Annotated in this window: 12 protein-coding genes and 1 pseudogene; 8 read left to right on the plus strand and 5 right to left on the minus strand. The window is 74.4% G+C overall.

Features of this window, described 5'->3' with window-relative positions:
* Nucleotides 1-1,438 (plus strand): helix-turn-helix domain-containing protein (locus FHX82_RS23520; protein WP_183176790.1); only part of this gene is annotated, 1,438 nt, incomplete at its 5' end.
* 212 nt (nt 1,439-1,650) lie between these two features.
* Here FHX82_RS23520 and FHX82_RS23525 read toward each other — a convergent pair.
* Complete coding sequence (locus tag FHX82_RS23525; protein WP_183176791.1) at nt 1,651-4,200, minus strand: helix-turn-helix transcriptional regulator; 2,550 nt, start codon at nt 4,198-4,200, stop codon at nt 1,651-1,653.
* A 98-nt stretch (nt 4,201-4,298) separates the two neighbouring features.
* Between FHX82_RS23525 and FHX82_RS38230 the strand changes: the two are divergent.
* A pseudogene (locus FHX82_RS38230) lies at nt 4,299-4,433 on the plus strand (poly(ethylene terephthalate) hydrolase family protein); the annotation flags it as partial.
* Nucleotides 4,373-4,612 carry a poly(ethylene terephthalate) hydrolase family protein gene (locus FHX82_RS38185; RefSeq protein WP_506265790.1) on the plus strand — a complete coding sequence of 80 codons (240 nt, stop codon included), beginning with the start codon at nt 4,373-4,375 and terminating at the stop codon, nt 4,610-4,612. The pseudogene FHX82_RS38230 and the gene FHX82_RS38185, both read left to right, overlap by 61 nt.
* 9 nt (nt 4,613-4,621) lie before the next feature.
* Here the strand turns inward: FHX82_RS38185 and FHX82_RS23530 are convergent, their stop codons facing one another.
* A complete protein-coding gene (locus tag FHX82_RS23530; protein WP_229880316.1) occupies nt 4,622-6,538 on the minus strand; it encodes an MFS transporter in 1,917 nt (638 codons plus the stop codon).
* Between the two features lie 57 nt (nt 6,539-6,595).
* On the opposite strand from FHX82_RS23530, the gene FHX82_RS23535 reads away from it, so the two are divergent.
* The gene (locus FHX82_RS23535) at nt 6,596-7,108 is read left to right on the plus strand and encodes a MarR family winged helix-turn-helix transcriptional regulator (protein ID WP_145934945.1); all 513 of its coding nucleotides are present in this window, start codon (nt 6,596-6,598) and stop codon (nt 7,106-7,108) included.
* A gap of 4 nt (nt 7,109-7,112) precedes the next feature.
* Here FHX82_RS23535 and FHX82_RS23540 read toward each other — a convergent pair whose 3' ends face one another.
* Nucleotides 7,113-7,811, minus strand: a complete 699-nt coding sequence (locus tag FHX82_RS23540) for an SDR family oxidoreductase (RefSeq protein ID WP_145934944.1) — start codon at nt 7,809-7,811, stop codon at nt 7,113-7,115.
* Between the two features lie 74 nt (nt 7,812-7,885).
* Between FHX82_RS23540 and FHX82_RS23545 the strand changes: the two genes are divergently transcribed.
* Nucleotides 7,886-8,680, plus strand: coding sequence for a helix-turn-helix transcriptional regulator (locus tag FHX82_RS23545; RefSeq protein ID WP_145934943.1), 795 nt, complete (start codon nt 7,886-7,888; stop codon nt 8,678-8,680).
* 66 nt (nt 8,681-8,746) lie between these two features.
* Nucleotides 8,747-9,460, plus strand: coding sequence for a GAF and ANTAR domain-containing protein (locus FHX82_RS23550; RefSeq protein ID WP_145934942.1), 714 nt, complete (start codon nt 8,747-8,749; stop codon nt 9,458-9,460).
* Nucleotides 9,461-9,466: 6 nt separating this feature from the next.
* Here the strand turns inward: FHX82_RS23550 and FHX82_RS23555 are convergent, their stop codons facing one another.
* Nucleotides 9,467-10,603: an L-talarate/galactarate dehydratase gene (locus tag FHX82_RS23555; RefSeq protein WP_145934941.1), complete on the minus strand. Its 1,137-nt coding sequence runs from the start codon at nt 10,601-10,603 to the stop codon at nt 9,467-9,469.
* Nucleotides 10,604-10,745: 142 nt separating this feature from the next.
* On the opposite strand from FHX82_RS23555, the gene FHX82_RS23560 reads away from it, so the two are divergent.
* Nucleotides 10,746-11,720, plus strand: a complete 975-nt coding sequence (locus FHX82_RS23560; RefSeq protein ID WP_145934940.1) for an ATP-binding cassette domain-containing protein — start codon at nt 10,746-10,748, stop codon at nt 11,718-11,720.
* Nucleotides 11,717-12,520 carry an ABC transporter permease gene (locus FHX82_RS23565; protein ID WP_145934939.1) on the plus strand — a complete coding sequence of 268 codons (804 nt, stop codon included), beginning with the start codon at nt 11,717-11,719 and terminating at the stop codon, nt 12,518-12,520. Before FHX82_RS23560 ends, FHX82_RS23565 begins: the two co-directional genes overlap by 4 nt.
* Nucleotides 12,521-13,072: 552 nt before the next feature.
* On the opposite strand, the gene FHX82_RS23570 is transcribed toward FHX82_RS23565, so the two are convergent.
* Nucleotides 13,073-14,143 carry an aminotransferase class I/II-fold pyridoxal phosphate-dependent enzyme gene (locus tag FHX82_RS23570; protein WP_145934938.1) on the minus strand — a complete coding sequence of 357 codons (1,071 nt, stop codon included), beginning with the start codon at nt 14,141-14,143 and terminating at the stop codon, nt 13,073-13,075.
* Between the last annotated feature and the right edge of the window lie 26 nt (nt 14,144-14,169).

A 14,169-nucleotide genomic window follows, 5' to 3' on the forward strand; every position in this document is an offset into this window, starting at 1 on the left:
CGGCTGGGCGGTGGCGGCCCCGCACGTGCTGGCCGTCGCCGGACCCGGCGACACCGACGCGGTCGAGGTCCTGCGCCGCGCCGCGCACGAGGTGCTCGAGACGATGTCGGTCACCTCGGCCACGTTCATCCGGCACGCGTTCGACCTGACGCTGCCCGGTGACCCGCTGCGGGGCCCACTGGGCGCCGACGTCGTGGGCGTGCTCATCCGCGCGCGAGATCATGCTGGTGCGACGAGGTTCGCGGACGCTTTGCTGTCCGAAGTGGACGATCCGGACGTGGTGGCGACGGTCCGGCTCCAGCTGCTGCCCCGGTTGTGGTCCGTCGGCGACCGGGCCGAGCTGGCCCGGAGAGCCGAGGGCGTGGCGGGCGCGACGGCGGAGCTTTCCGCGCGGCTGGCGGAGTATCGCGCGATCGCGACCGGCGAGCCGGTGGATCCGGGCGAGGACGAGACCGCGCGGGCACTGGCCGAGATCGCCACGGCGGAGCGGACTCCTTCTTTCGCGGTCGCGGCGGAGTCGTACGCCCGCGCGCGGAAGGCGTTGCCGGGAGCGGCCGGGATGCCCGGCGCGGGAGACCTCGAACTGCGGGAGCTGCTCGCGCGCGCCCGGCTCGACGACCTCGACGGTGCGCTCGCGGGTCTCGCGAGCTACGCGTCCGACTCGTGGCTGGCGCCGCAGGCGGCGTGGCTGCGGGCGGTGGTGTGCCGGGGCGCGGGCAGGCTGGACGAGGCCGCGGAGCATGCGGAGCAGTCGTTGCGGCTGCTGGCGGAGGTGCACGAGTGGCACCTCGAAGGCCGCGTCCGGGCGGTGCTCGCCGAGCTGGCCCTGCTGCGGGGCGAGGCGAACGGGGACGTCGGCGAGCTGGACCTGCCCTGGCCGGAGGAGCGGCTGGTGCACGTCGCGCACGCCGAGGACGAACGGCTGGTGGCGCTGGCGCGGGAGAACCCCGGAGTGGCGAGCGTGCAGGGGGCCGCGGCGCTCGTGACCGGCGATCCCGCGCGGGCCGTCGAGCTGCTGCGGACGGTGCCGCGACCCCTGTTGCTCGCCCGCGCGGAGGAGGAGCTGGGCCGCACGCTGCTCGCGTCCGGCGACCGTGCCACGGCGATCCCGAGTCTCGACAGCGCCCGCGACCGGTTCGCGGCGCTGGGGGCGGCCGCGCCGGCGTTGCGGGTTCAGCGGGTGCTGCACGCGGCGGGCGTGCGGCGCCGTCGCTGGGCGGCGGTGCCACAACGGCCCGAGCACGGCTGGGACGCGCTGACCGCCATGGAGCGCCGGGTGGCGCTGCTCGTGGCCGACGGCCACACCAACCGCTCGGCGGCGGCCGCGCTGTCGGTCTCCCCCAGCACGGTCGGCACCCACCTGCGCGCGGTGTTCGGCAAGCTGGGCGTGCACTCGCGGGTCCAGCTGGCGAAGGTGGTGCTGGAGCGAGACTCGTGACCGCCGCGCGTAGCGCGCGGGTGGCAAGCCGCCCGGCCGCTGGTACGGCAGGCGAGGGCTGGCGCAGCTGCGGGTGGCGGGCCGACCGCCGGACGGCAACCGCGTCAGCGGGCCAGGCCCGCGCGGGCGAGGGATCGCAAGGCGCCCGAAGTACCCGCCCGGACGGCACACGCCGCAGCGAGCGAGCGTCACCCGGCCGGACGGCAACCGCCTCAGCGGGCCAGGCCCGCGCGGGTCAGGGCGCCTGCCAGTTCCACCCGTGAGCGCAGGTTGAGCCGCACGAAGATGTTCCTCAGGTGGTGCTCCACGGTGCGCTGCGAGAGCATCAGGCGGCTCGCGATCTCGCGGTTGGTCTCACCCGCCGCGACGAGCCGGGCGATCTGCTCCTGCTGCGGCGTCAGGCCCTGCACCGACGGCGTGGCCTGCCGGGCCGCGCTGTCGCCCGCCGCACGCAGTTCCGTGCGCACCCGTTCCGTCCAGTAGTCCGCGCCGCAGGCCTGCACCAGCCGCAGGGCGTCCCGCAGCTGCGCGCGTGCCTCCCGGGTGCGGCGTTCCCGGCGCAACCTGCGCGCGTACAGCAACTCCGTCCTCGCCAGTTCGAGCGTCGCCCCACCGGTGCGGTGCAGATCCAGCGCCGCCTGGAAATGCCGCTCCGCCACCGCGAAGTCCTCGGCCAGCAGCGCCCGGCACCGGGCCGCCAGCGCTTGCCAGCTCGCTGTGCCGGTCTCCCGCGCCCAGCACTCGTACCGGTCCAGCGCCGCCTCGGCCGGGGCGCGTTGTCCACACCGGATCGCGGCCTCCACGAGCTGCGGCGCGGCCGCCACCCGCAGCATCGGCCGCGCCGCTTCCCCGCCCAGCAGCGGCACCAGCCGGCGCAGAGCGTCCTCGGGCTGGTCGTCGAGCAGGTCGAGACATGCGCGGACCCACTGCGCGACCGCGGCCGCCCGGCCCAGCCCGGCCGCCTCGATCCGCGGCGCCGCCTGGTCCAGGCGGGCGAGTGCGGCCTCCCGGTCACCGAGTGAGGCCGACGCCAGCGCGGCCAGCACCAGGTGGTCGGCCTCGCTGTTGCGCTGCCCCGCGGCCTGCGCGGCCGACACGCCCCGCACCGCCGCCGCGAGCGCCATCCGCGGGCGGTCGAGCAGCGCGGCGGTGAGCGCCAGCTGGGCCAGGGCCGCGGGCAGCAGCGTGTCGTCGGCCGCGATGCGTGAACGGCTCACCGCGGCGCACGCCCGGTCGTGCGCGAGCTGCGGCTCGCCCAGGACCATCGCCGCCTCGCCGGCCCACAGCGCCGACCGCACGTCCCGGCTCGCGCCGCCTTCCGCGAGCACCTGCCGCAACGCCTCCCGTCCCGTGGCCAGGTTCCCGCGGAACGTCTCGGCCATCCCGGAGAAGTACGCGGCCATCAGCGGCACGGCCGGCCACGGAGGCACCTGGGGATCCGGCTGCTGCCCGGCCGCGCTGCGGGCCTCCTCGGCGAGCAGCAACGCGACCGCCGCCTCCTCGGCGGGCAGGTGCTCCGCGGCGAGTGACAGCTCGTGGTAGGCCAGCGCGGGCACGCCGTCCCGCAGCTCGATTTCGCCTTGCAGCACGAGAATCCGGCCGGTCTGCGCCTCGGTGCCCGCGTGCTCCCGCGCCTGGCGCAGCAGTCCCCGCGCCGGGAACGCGGACCCCGCGGCCCAGTACCGGGCGGCCGCCGCCAGCAGCCGGTCGGCCTTCGCCTCGCCGGGTGGGGTGAGGTCCGCGGCCCGGTGCAGGGCCTCCGCCGCGCGGCCCGGCGCCTCCCGAGCCGCCGCGGCGGCCAGTTCGGCGGCGATCCCGGGGCCCGGTTCGCCCGCGGCGCGGGCGCGGTGCCAGATCCACTGCGCCCGGTGGCAGTGCCGGTCGAGCGCGCCGGCGAGCGCGCGGTGGGCCGCCCGCCGGTCGTCCTCGGTCGCGTCCGCGTAGACCGTGGCCCGCACCGCCGGGCTCACGGCGCGGACCTCGTCCCCGCTGACCAGCACGAACTCCGAACGCAGGCATTCGCTCAGCGCACTCTCGTCGCAGTGCGCGAGCACGCGGACGTCCAGGACGGTGTCGCAGCACGCGATGAGCACCAGCCGCCGGGCGCCGGGTGACAGCGCGGCCAGCTCCTCGGCCAGCCGGGTGCGTTGCCGCCCCAGCGGCAGCGCACGGGGCAGCGGCTGCCGCCCGGCGAGCTGCGCCGGGGTCAGGGCTCCGGCGAGCGCCAGCAGGTCCGCGGGATTGCCCGCGGCGGAGGCGACGAGTGTGGTGCGCACCGCCGGCTCGAAGTCCCCCACCAGCTGGTCGGCGTCCTCGTCGGACAGCGCGGACAGCGGGACCTCCGGCAGGCCGGCGAGTGGCTCGTTCCCGCCCGGCGGCACCGCGAACACGAACCCGGCGGCGCGGTGCGCGCAGCGCCGGGCGGCGAAGGCCAGCGCGTCGAGGGAGGCGCTGTCGAGGCGGTGGGCGTCGTCGACCAGCACCAGCACGGGCTCGCCGAGCGCGCCGAGCAGGTCATCCGGGCGGCCGCCGGTCAGCCGTTCCAGGCCCGCCCCCGGCAGCCCGGCCTCGGCGGCGATCCCGGCGAGTCGCAGCACCCGCAGTTCCCCCGCAGCCTCTTCGGCGGCGGTGAGCAGGGCGGACTTTCCCGTTCCCCGGGCACCGGTCAGGACGAGCGCGCCGCCCCGGCCGCGGCGGACCGCCTGGACGAGCGCGGTCAACCGGGCCACTTCCGCGTGGCGGCCGTGCAGCGGAGCCGACATCGCACCCCCACCGGTGCTGAAAATCGTTGTCGAACACATCAGACAACACGGGAATCACCCAGCGCAAGGAGACTCCGGGCACACCGGTGAATACACCGATGCGACCCGGCACAGGCCGCGGTGAGGCCCTACCAGCACGGCCCCGACCCCACGGAGCCGTCCCGCTCGCGCCGTGGGACCTGAACAAGAACTTCTCCTCGGTCACCGTGCCCACGTTCATCATCGGCGGGCAGAGCGACACGGTCGCGCCGGTGGCCTCGCACGCCGAGCCGTTCTACGACTCGCTCCCGTCTACAGTGGACTGTCGTGGTTCAAGCGCTTCCTCGACGACGACACGCGCTACGACCAGCTCCTGTGCCCGGCCCCGACGGACTCGACGATCTCGCAGTACCTCGACACCTGCCCGTACTGAGGCCGAAGTTCACTGCCAGGCCGGCAACAGCGGGTCGTGCCGGGTGCGGCGGCCTTCGATGCGCACCGGGCTCGCCGTCGGGGCGTAGCCCGCCGCCACGACGGTGTACTCCCCCGGCGGCAGGCCCTCGATCCGGTACCGGCCCGTCTCGTCGGCCACCGCCCGGTGGCGGACCTCCCCGTCCGCGCCGACGACGTCCACCCGCGCGTACGGCACCGGGCCCGCGGGGCCGGACACCAGTCCCGACAGGCGCACCGCCCGCTCGAACGCGAAGTCCGCCGTCACCGGCCCGCCGTCCACCCGCAGCTGCCGCACCACCGGCTCCTGCCCGGGCGCCGACGCCAGCAGCAGGTAGTCCCCCGCCTCGGCGGGCAGCTCGAACGTGCCGTCCGGGCCCGCGGTCGTGCGCTGGGATTGGTTGGTGCGCAAGGAAGTCAGCGTCAACGTGACCGGTGCGCCCGTCACCGTGCCGCGCACGACGGGGCGGACCGCGTCCGCCTCCCGCGGCTTCCGGCGCCGGCCCGACAGCAGGATGTCGCCCAGGCCGACGAGCAGCGCGACCCCGACCAGCACCACGGCGCCGACCAGCCCGTGTGCCGCCGACGAGTGGTAGTCGCCCCGCGAACGAGTGAGCTGGCCGAAGAACAGCGAGCCGCCGAGCGCGGTCCCGATCGCCGCGCCCACGCGCTGGCCCGTCTGCAGCACGCCCGCCGCGGTCCCGCCCTCCGCGGGCGGCACCTCCTCCAGCGCGAGCGTCTGGTTGGGCGCGATCACGAACCCACTGCCGAACCCGGCCACGAACAGCGGCCCGGCCAGCACGAGTGCCGCGTTCGCGCCGTCGTACTCCCCCACCAGCCAGGCCGTCCCGCCGAGCCCGAGCACGACCAGCACGATCCCGGACACCACCAGCGGCCTGCCGAACCGGTGCACGATCCGGCCGCCGATCGCGGGCGAGATCGCCGACCCGATCGCGAACGCGAGCAGCGAGCACCCCGCCTCCAGCGGCGAGTAGCCCAGCCCTTGCTGGAAGAACAGCGTCATGACCAGGAAGATCCCGGTGAACCCGGCGAAGTAGACCATGCCGAGCAGCGAGCCCATCGAGTAGCTGCGCACCGTCAGCAGCTTGAGGTTCACCAGCGGGTTGCGGCCCCGCGCGCCGAGGAAGCGTTCCCACAGCACGAACAGCACGAGCAGCGCCGCGCCCACGCCGATGAGCCACCAGCGCGGCTTCGACGTGGACTCCTCCGCCTCGACCAGCGGCAGCATCACCGCGACCACCGCGAGGCCCAGCAGCACCGTGCCGAGCAGGTCCGGCGCTCGGCGCGGACCGGCGCGGTGGTCGTGCGGCAGCAGCCGGGCGCCGAACACGATCGCGAGCAGGCCGATCGGCAGGTTCACGTAGAAGACGTAGCGCCAGCCCTCGTCGATCCCGATGCCCTGGATGAGCAGCCCGCCCAGCAGCGGCCCGACCGCGGTGGACAGCCCCACCGTCGCGCCGAACAACCCGAACGCCTTGCCGCGCTCGCGGCCGGAGAACAGCTGCTGGATCATCCCGATGACCTGCGGGTTGAGCAGACCGCCCGCGACACCCTGGCACAGCCGCGCGACCACCAGCCACGTCGCGTTCTGCGCCGCGCCGCACAGCACGCTGGTGGCGACGAACAGCAGCAGGCCGAGCAGGAACATCCGCTTGCGGCCGTAGTCGTCGCCGAGCCGCCCGGAGGGCACGAGCGCCAGGCCGAACGTCAACGCGTAGCCGGACACCACCCACGAGACGTCGGCCGGGGTGGCGCCGATGCCGTGCTCCATCGACGGCAGCGCGACGTTGACGATGCTCACGTCGAGCAGGGTCATGAAGCCCGCGACGAGACAGATCCACAGCGCGCGCCAGCGCCGGGGGTCGGGGTTGCCCGTTGAGTTCACCACGTCATCCACAGTAGATTCGAGACCAGTAAGAAGTTTACTGAGCTAAGGATACCGGCGATGACGGGTGGCACACCACGTGACCGGGTCGACATCCTCATGGACGAGATACCCGAGCACAGCGAGGCGGAATCCACCGCGAAGGCGCTGGCCTTCCGGCTGCGCCGGGTCGCGCACCGGCTGGAGACCGAGCTGCGCCGGGAGCTGGCCGCGTTCGGCATCGAACTGTGGGAGCTGGAGCTGCTGGGCGCGCTGAAGCGGGCCGGGCCGCCGTACCGGCTGTCCGCGGGCGCGCTGCTCGACAGCATGCGCGTGACCTCGGGCGGGGTGACGAAACGGGTCGCCGGGCTCGAACGCAAGGGCTGGGTGCGCCGCGAGACGGACCCGGACGACCGCAGGCAGATCCTGGTGGGCCTGACCGAAACCGGCCTGAGCAGGGCGAAAGAGGTGTTCGGCACCAAGACCCAGACCGAGACGCGGCTGCTGTCGGCCCTGTCCCCGGCGGCGCAGCGGCGGCTCAACGACGACCTGCGCCGGCTGCTCGTCGCACTGGAAGGCGCCGCCGGGAACTGACGGGTCACCAGGGCATTGGGGTGCCGTCCCAGGAGAAGAAGCCGCCGGTGGGGCCGTCGTCCGGCAGCAGGGCGAGCCGGACCGCGCCCGCGGCGGCCTCGGCCGGGTCGCCGTCACTCGCGGCGGCGCGGGCGTTCAGGTCGGTACGGCGCAGGCCGGGCGCGAGCGCGTTGACCTTGAAGCCGTCGCCGAGCGCCTGGGCGTAGTACAGCGTGAGCGCGTTGAGCGCCGCCTTCGACGACCGGTACCCCGCGCTCTTCCCGGTCACCGGGAACTGCCCGGCGCCGTTGAGCGACGCGGTGCCGCTGGAGACGTTCACGATGCGGGGGTGGGCCGAGCGGCGCAGCAGGGGCAGGAACGCGTTCGTCACCGCGAGGACGCCGAACACGTTCGTCTCGTACATGCGCCGGAGCTCGTCTGCCGTCGCCTCGGCCGGCGTACCCGCGCCGACGGAGATCCCCGCGTTGTTGACCAGGATGTCGAGCCGCTCGACGCGCGAGGCCGCCGCCGCGATGCTGTCTTCGCCGGTCACATCGAGGACGAGCAGCCGTGCGCCGCCGCCGAGCTCGTCGACCGCCCGCTGCCCCCGCTCCGCGTCGCGCGAGCCGAGGAGGACGGTGCAGCCTGCGGCCAGCAGCGCCCGGGCGATCTCTTTGCCGATGCCCTTGTTGGCGCCGGTGACCAGTGCCGTGGAATCGTTCATGGTGCCGACCCTGCTCCCGGCCGGGCGGCCCGGCCAGGGACGGACAGTCCCTGGTTACCGCGAGGAGGTGCGCGTTGTCCCGACAGGAACTGGCTCGTTTCCTGCGCGATCGCCGTGAGCGGCTGCGCCCCGCGGACGTCGGCCTGCCCGCGGGTTCCCGCCGCCGCACGCCCGGGCTGCGCCGGGAGGAGGTCGCCGCGCTCGCCGCCATGTCGGTCGACTACTACGTGCGGCTCGAACAGGCACGGGGGCCGCGGCCGTCGCCGCGGATCCTCGACGCCGTCGCCGGCGCGCTCCGGCTGACCGAGGCCGAACACGGTCACCTGGTGCGCCTCGCCGAGGACGCACCGGCGCCCGCCGGGCCCGTGCGCCGCGTGCGGCCGCACGTCGCGAACCTCCTGGAGCGGCTGCCGGGAAGCGGCGCGATCGTCACCGACGCGACCTACACCGTCATCGGCTGGAACCCGCTCGCCCGCGCGCTGTACGGGAACCTGGCGGCCAAGCCCAACCTGGCCCGCCGTTACTTCCTCGAAGGTCACCGCCCGGAGACGGGCTCCGGAGCCGAGTTCGGCCACATCGCCGTGGCGCGGCTGCGGGCCGCGGCCGACCGCTATCCCCGTGACGAGCCGCTGCGGCGCCTGCTGGCCGAGCTGCGCGCCGGGAGCGAGGAGTTCCGCGACATCTGGCGGGCCCATCCGGTGCACGCCCCCGGCCACCGCACCAAGACCGTGGTCCACCCCGAGGTCGGCCGGGTGCGCCTGCACTGCGACGTGCTCACCGTGCCCGAGGACGACCAGCAGGTGGTGTTCGTCACCGCCGATCCCGGCAGCAGCGCCGAGCGGGCGCTGCGCCACCTGGTGCACGAGTGATCTCCGATTTGACCGTGTCCCGGTCTGCACTACGTTGAGTGTCCGAAGCGACGACAGGAGCCGGGCATGACGCAGCCGCCGTGGGAACCGGACGAGCTGGGCAGGACCATTGCCGGCGTCGCCCGCGATCTGCTGGCCCAGCAGTCCCTGCAGGACACGCTCGACCGCATCGTGTACCACGCCATCCGGGTCGTCGAGGGATGTGAGCTCTCCGGCATCCTCGCCATCCAGGACGGTGAGGTGCGCTCGCTGGCCGTGACCGACGACGTGGTCACCACCTCCGACCACCTCCAGGGCGAGCTGCGGGAGGGCCCGTGCTTCGACGCGGCCCGGCGGATCGACGAGATCTACCGGCTGCCCGACCTGGCCGCCGAGGAGCACCGGTGGCCGCGCTACGTGCCCCGCGCGCTGGACCTCGGCTTCCGCGGCATGATGAGCTTCCTGCTCTACACCGACGACACGCGCGAGAACCTCGGCGCGCTCAACCTGTACTCCACCCGCACCGACGCGTTCACGCCGCGCTCCGAGCACGCCGGGTGGCTGCTCGCCTCGCACGCGGCAGTCGCGTTCGCCGGTGCCCGGCGGCAGGGTCAGCTGCACGAGGCGATCTCCAGCCGCCAGGACATCGGCGAGGCGCTGGGCATCCTGATGGAGCGGTACAAGGTCACCCGGGACCAGGCGTTCGAGCTGCTCAAGAAGGCGTCCCAGGACCGCAACATCAAGCTGCGCGAGCTGGCCCGCACCGTCGCCGACACCGGCGAGGCGCCGCACGGGCGCTGAGGCGCCTCAGATCCGGAACTCCTCCACCGTCCAGGCGCGGGCCTGCTCGCTGATCGTCACGCCCAGGCCCGGTCGCGCGGACAGGTGCATGCGCCCGCCCGCGATCTCCAGGTGCTCGTCGAACAGCGGGTCCAGCCACTCGAAGTGCTCGACCCACGGCTCCCGCGGGTAGGCCGCCGCGAGGTGCACGTGGATCTCCATCGCGAAGTGCGGGGCCAGCTGCAGGTGCCGGGCGTCGGCCAGTGCCATCACCTTGAGGAACTGCGTGATCCCGCCGACGCGCGGGGCGTCCGGCTGCACGATGTCCGCGCCCCCGGCGGTGATCAGCTGGACGTGCTCGCCCGCGCTGGCCAGCATCTCGCCGGTCGCGATGGGGGTGTCGAAGGCCGCCGCGAGCTGCGCGTGCCCCTCGAAGTCGTAGGCGTCCAGCGGTTCCTCGATCCAGCCGAGGTCGAAGCGCTCGAACGCGCGGCACATCCGCCGCGCGGCCGGGCGGTCCCACTGCTGGTTGGCGTCCACCATCAGGGTGACGCCGTCGCCGATCTTCTCGCGCACCGCGGCGACGCGCGCGAGGTCCGTGGCAGGATCGGGATGGCCGACCTTGATCTTGATGCCGCCGATGCCGCTCGCGACCGACTCCGCGGCGCGGTCGAGCACCTCCTCGACGGGCGCGTGCAGGAACCCACCGGAGGTGTTGTAGCAGCGCACCGAATCGCGGTGGGCACCGAGCAGCTTCGCCAGCGGCAGCCCGGCGCGCTTGGCCTTGAGGTCCCACAGGGCGATGTCGAAGGCGGCGATCGCCTGCACCGAAAGGCCGCTGCGGCCGACCGACGCCCCGGCCCACACCAGCTTGTCCCACAGCCGCGCGATGTCGCTGGGGTCCTCGCCGATCAGCGCGGGCGCGATCTCACGGGCGTGCGCGAACTGGCCGGGGCCGCCGGCGCGCTTGGAGTAGCTGAAGCCGACGCCTTCGAGGCCCGCCTCGCTCGTGATCTCCGCGAACAGCATGGCGACCTCGGTCATCGGCTGCTGCCGCCCGGTCAGCACCTTGGCGTCGCTGATGGCGGTGGGCAGCGGGAGCGTGACGGACGACAGGCGCACCCCGGTGATGCGGTCCACGGTGGCGGGTCCGGTGGCGGTCATGGGTTCCCCTTCGCGGTCGGTGCTGTGGTGCTGGCACCTCCCACCCTTCCCGAATCCGGCCCCGGGAAAAACCCTGACGTTTTTGTCGGTGCCCTCGCCTACGGTGGGGACCTCGAAAACGGACAGGGGGAAGGAAACGATCATGACTCAGGCGGAGCCGGACCTGGCGGTCCGGGCGCGCGCGCTGGTCAAGACGTACGGGGCCACGCGGGCGCTGGACGGCGTCGACCTCGACGTGCCCGCGGGGCAGGTGCTGGGCCTGCTCGGCCCCAACGGGGCGGGAAAGACCACCACGGTGCGAATCCTGACCACCCTGCTGCGGCCGGACTCGGGGGAGGCGCGCGTGGCGGGGCACGACGTGCTGGCGGAGCCGGACGCGGTGCGCCGCACGATCGGGTTGTCGGGCCAGTACGCGGCGGTGGACGAGAACCTCACGGGGTTCGAGAACCTGTACATGGTGGGCCGGTTCTACGGCAGGCGGAAGGCGTCGGCGCGGGCCAGGGCGCGGGAGCTGCTGGCCCGGTTCCGGCTGGAGGAGGCCGCCGACCGGCCCGCGAAGGGGTACTCGGGCGGGATGCGGCGGCGGCTCGACCTCGCGGGGGCACTGGTCGGGCAGCCCACCGTCGTCGTGCTCGACGAGCCGACCACGGGGCTCGACCCTGGCGGGCGCATCGACACGTGGCAGGTGATCAGGGAGCTGGTCGCGGACGGCACGTCGGTGCTGCTCACCACGCAGTACCTGGAGGAGGCCGACCAGCTCGCGGACACGATCGTCGTCATCGACTCCGGCCGGGTGATCGCCCGCGGCACGGCCGACGAGCTGAAGGCGCAGACCGGGGGCGAGCGGCTGGAGCTGGTGCTGGCGTCGGCCGGAGACCTGCCGGTGGCGCTGGGTGTGCTGCGGGAGGTCGGTTCGGGCGAGCCGAGCGGGGACGAGCGTGCGCGGCGGGCGGAGATCCTGGTGGACACCGGCCCGAAGGCGCTGATCGAGGCGTTGCGCAGGCTCGACGCGGCGCAGGTCGTGGTGCAGGACGTGGCGCTGCACCGGCCCACCCTCGACGACGTGTTCCTGTCGCTCACCGGGCACGTGCCGGCACCGGTGGAGGAGGCGAAGTGAACGCGCTGGTGAAAGGGCTTTCCGACGGTGGGGTCGTGACGTGGCGGAACCTGCTGAACGTGCGGCGCAACCCGGACTGGCTGATGGCCGCCACGTTGCAGCCGATCATGTTCGTGCTGCTGTTCGCGTACGTCTTCGGCAACGCCATCGGCGGGGACGCCGGGGGCACCGCGTACCGGGAGTTCATGATCGCCGGGATCTTCGCGCAGACGGTGGCGTTCAACTCGGCGTTCACGGTGATTGGGTTCGCGAACGACCTGCAGAAGGGCATCATCGACCGGTTCCGCTCGCTGCCGATGTCCCGGCTGGCGGTGGTGCTGGGGCGCACCACGTCGGACCTGGTGGTGAGCGTGATCGCGCTGGTGGTGATGTCGCTGTGCGGGCTGCTGGTGGGCTGGCGGATCCGGGGCAGCGCGCTCGACGCGGTGCTGGCGTACCTGGTGATGCTGATGTTCGCGTGGGCGCTGTCGTGGGTGGGGGCGCTGATCGGGCTGACCGCGCGGAGCGTGGAGGTCGCGCAGAGCGCCGGGCTGATCTGGATGTTCCCGCTGAGCTTCGTCTCGTCGGCGTTCGTGCCGCTGGACAAGCTGCCCGCGGGGCTGCGGGTGATCGCGGAGTGGAACCCGTTCACGGCGGTGATCAACGCGACGCGGACCCTGTTCGGCAATCGGTTCGGCGCGCCACCGACGGGCTGGCCCGCGGAGCACGCGGCGCTGTACTCGATCGTGTGCTGCGTGGTGATCATCGCGGTGTTCGCCCCACTGGCGACGGCCAGGTACCGGAGGGTGGCGAGCAAGTAGTCCTTTGTGGAGGATGGTTGGCCGTTTCCGCGGCGGGACGGGCGCCCAGGCCGGGTGGGTTGGGCCCCGTGCGTGGCGGCCCGCCATCCTTCGCGCGGCGTCGCGCCCGCCGACGCGACCAGCCTCGCCAGCGATGCGGCACGGCCGGGGACCACCGAGACACCATAGTCCTTTGTGGACGATCCCGCGCCCTACCCCGCCTTCACCCTGGCGCAGACCCGCCGACACGACCAACCCCGCCAACGACGCGACACGCCCGGGGTCATCGGCAGCCGGGGGATCGCCACCCGCAGACGCTCCACCCCCAGGGCACGGGTGGCGCGCCCGGGGGCCACCGAAACCCCGCGATTCAGCTGCGGAGGATCCCGCGCCCTACCCCGCCTTCACCCTGGCGCAGACCGCCGACACGACCAACCCCGTCAACGACGCGACACGCCCGGGGTCATCGGCAGCCGGGGGATCGCCACCCGCAGACGCTCCACCCCCAGGGCACGGGTGGCGCGCCCGGGGGCCACCGAGACCCCGCGATTCAACTGCGAAGGATCCCGCGCCCTACCCCGCCTTCACCCTGGCGCGGACCGCCTGCGCGATCAACCCCGCCAGCGCCGCGACGCGGCCGACGTCGTCGGGCAGCCGCGTGATCGCCACCCGCAGGTGCTCCGCCGCCAGTGGGCGGGTCGCGCAGCGGGCGCCGGGACCCACCGAGACGCCGTGGTTCACCAGGCTGATCACGGCGCGGGTCTCGTCGGCCGCCGGGACCCACAGTGCCAGGCCGTCCGCCGCGTCCACCGCGACGCCCTGGGCCCGCAGGGCCTCGGCGAGCGCTTTCCGGCGGCGGGCGTAGCGGGCGCGGGCCCGGCGCAGCAACGCGCCCGTGTCCGGGTCCTCCACCAGGAACGCCTGCGCGTTCTGCAACACCCGCCCCGGCCACAGCGTGTCCAGCCGGTGCAGGCGCCGCGCCCGTTCCACCAGCTCCGCGGCCCCAGCGACGACACAGCTGCGCAGCTCGGGCCCGTACGCGGCGCAGTACGAGCGCACGTGCAGCACGCGGTCGGGCACGTACGCGCCCAGGCTCGGCGCCGGCACCGCGGCCAGCGGGCCGAGCGCGTCGTACTCGACCACCACCGCGTCGGAGTCGCGCACCACCCGCGCCAGCTCGGCCACCCGCTCCGCCGAAAAACCCCGCCCCACCGGGATTCCCGCGCCCGGCTGGCACACGAACGCCACCGCCCGCCTGCGCAGCGCCGCCGCCAGCCCGTCCGGGTCGGGTCCCTCGGCGCCGACCGGCACGGGGAGCACGCGGACCCGCGCCTGCCGCAGGACGTCCACCAGCACCGGCGCCGTCGGCTCCTCGACCGCCACCACGTCCCCGGGCCGGGCCACCGCGCGGCACGCCACGCGGACGCCTTCCTCCCCGCCGCCCGCCGCGGTCCAGTCCGCCGCGGGAAACGGCCACGTCGGCTCGACCGCCGCGAGCAGCTGCGCGGTGATCCCGCGCGCGGTGTCCCAGGCGGACCGGGGCGTCCGCGCCCCCGCCGCGACGGCGTCTTCCAGCGGCGGCAGCAACGCGGGGTCGGGCAGCCCGTGCTCCAGGTCGACCGCCGCCCACAGGGCCGTGTCCATTTCCCGCACGCTAGCCCTCTCCGACG

Origin of the sequence: Amycolatopsis bartoniae (assembly GCF_014191255.1) — a bacterium.
In the GTDB taxonomy this organism is placed as follows: domain Bacteria; phylum Actinomycetota; class Actinomycetes; order Mycobacteriales; family Pseudonocardiaceae; genus Amycolatopsis_E; species Amycolatopsis_E bartoniae.

Bases quoted from the DNA above. Each gene is read 5' to 3' on its own strand.
- FHX82_RS23555 (WP_145934941.1), bottom strand. From the start codon at position 10,603: ATGACCGCCACCGGACCCGCCACCGTGGACCGCATCACCGGGGTGCGC.
- FHX82_RS23550 (WP_145934942.1), top strand. From the start codon at position 8,747: ATGACGCAGCCGCCGTGGGAACCGGACGAGCTGGGCAGGACCATTGCC.
- FHX82_RS23535 (WP_145934945.1), top strand. From the start codon at position 6,596: ATGACGGGTGGCACACCACGTGACCGGGTCGACATCCTCATGGACGAG.
- FHX82_RS23525 (WP_183176791.1), bottom strand. From the start codon at position 4,200: ATGTCGGCTCCGCTGCACGGCCGCCACGCGGAAGTGGCCCGGTTGACC.
- FHX82_RS23560 (WP_145934940.1), top strand. From the start codon at position 10,746: ATGACTCAGGCGGAGCCGGACCTGGCGGTCCGGGCGCGCGCGCTGGTC.
- FHX82_RS23570 (WP_145934938.1), bottom strand. From the start codon at position 14,143: ATGGACACGGCCCTGTGGGCGGCGGTCGACCTGGAGCACGGGCTGCCC.
- FHX82_RS23540 (WP_145934944.1), bottom strand. From the start codon at position 7,811: ATGAACGATTCCACGGCACTGGTCACCGGCGCCAACAAGGGCATCGGC.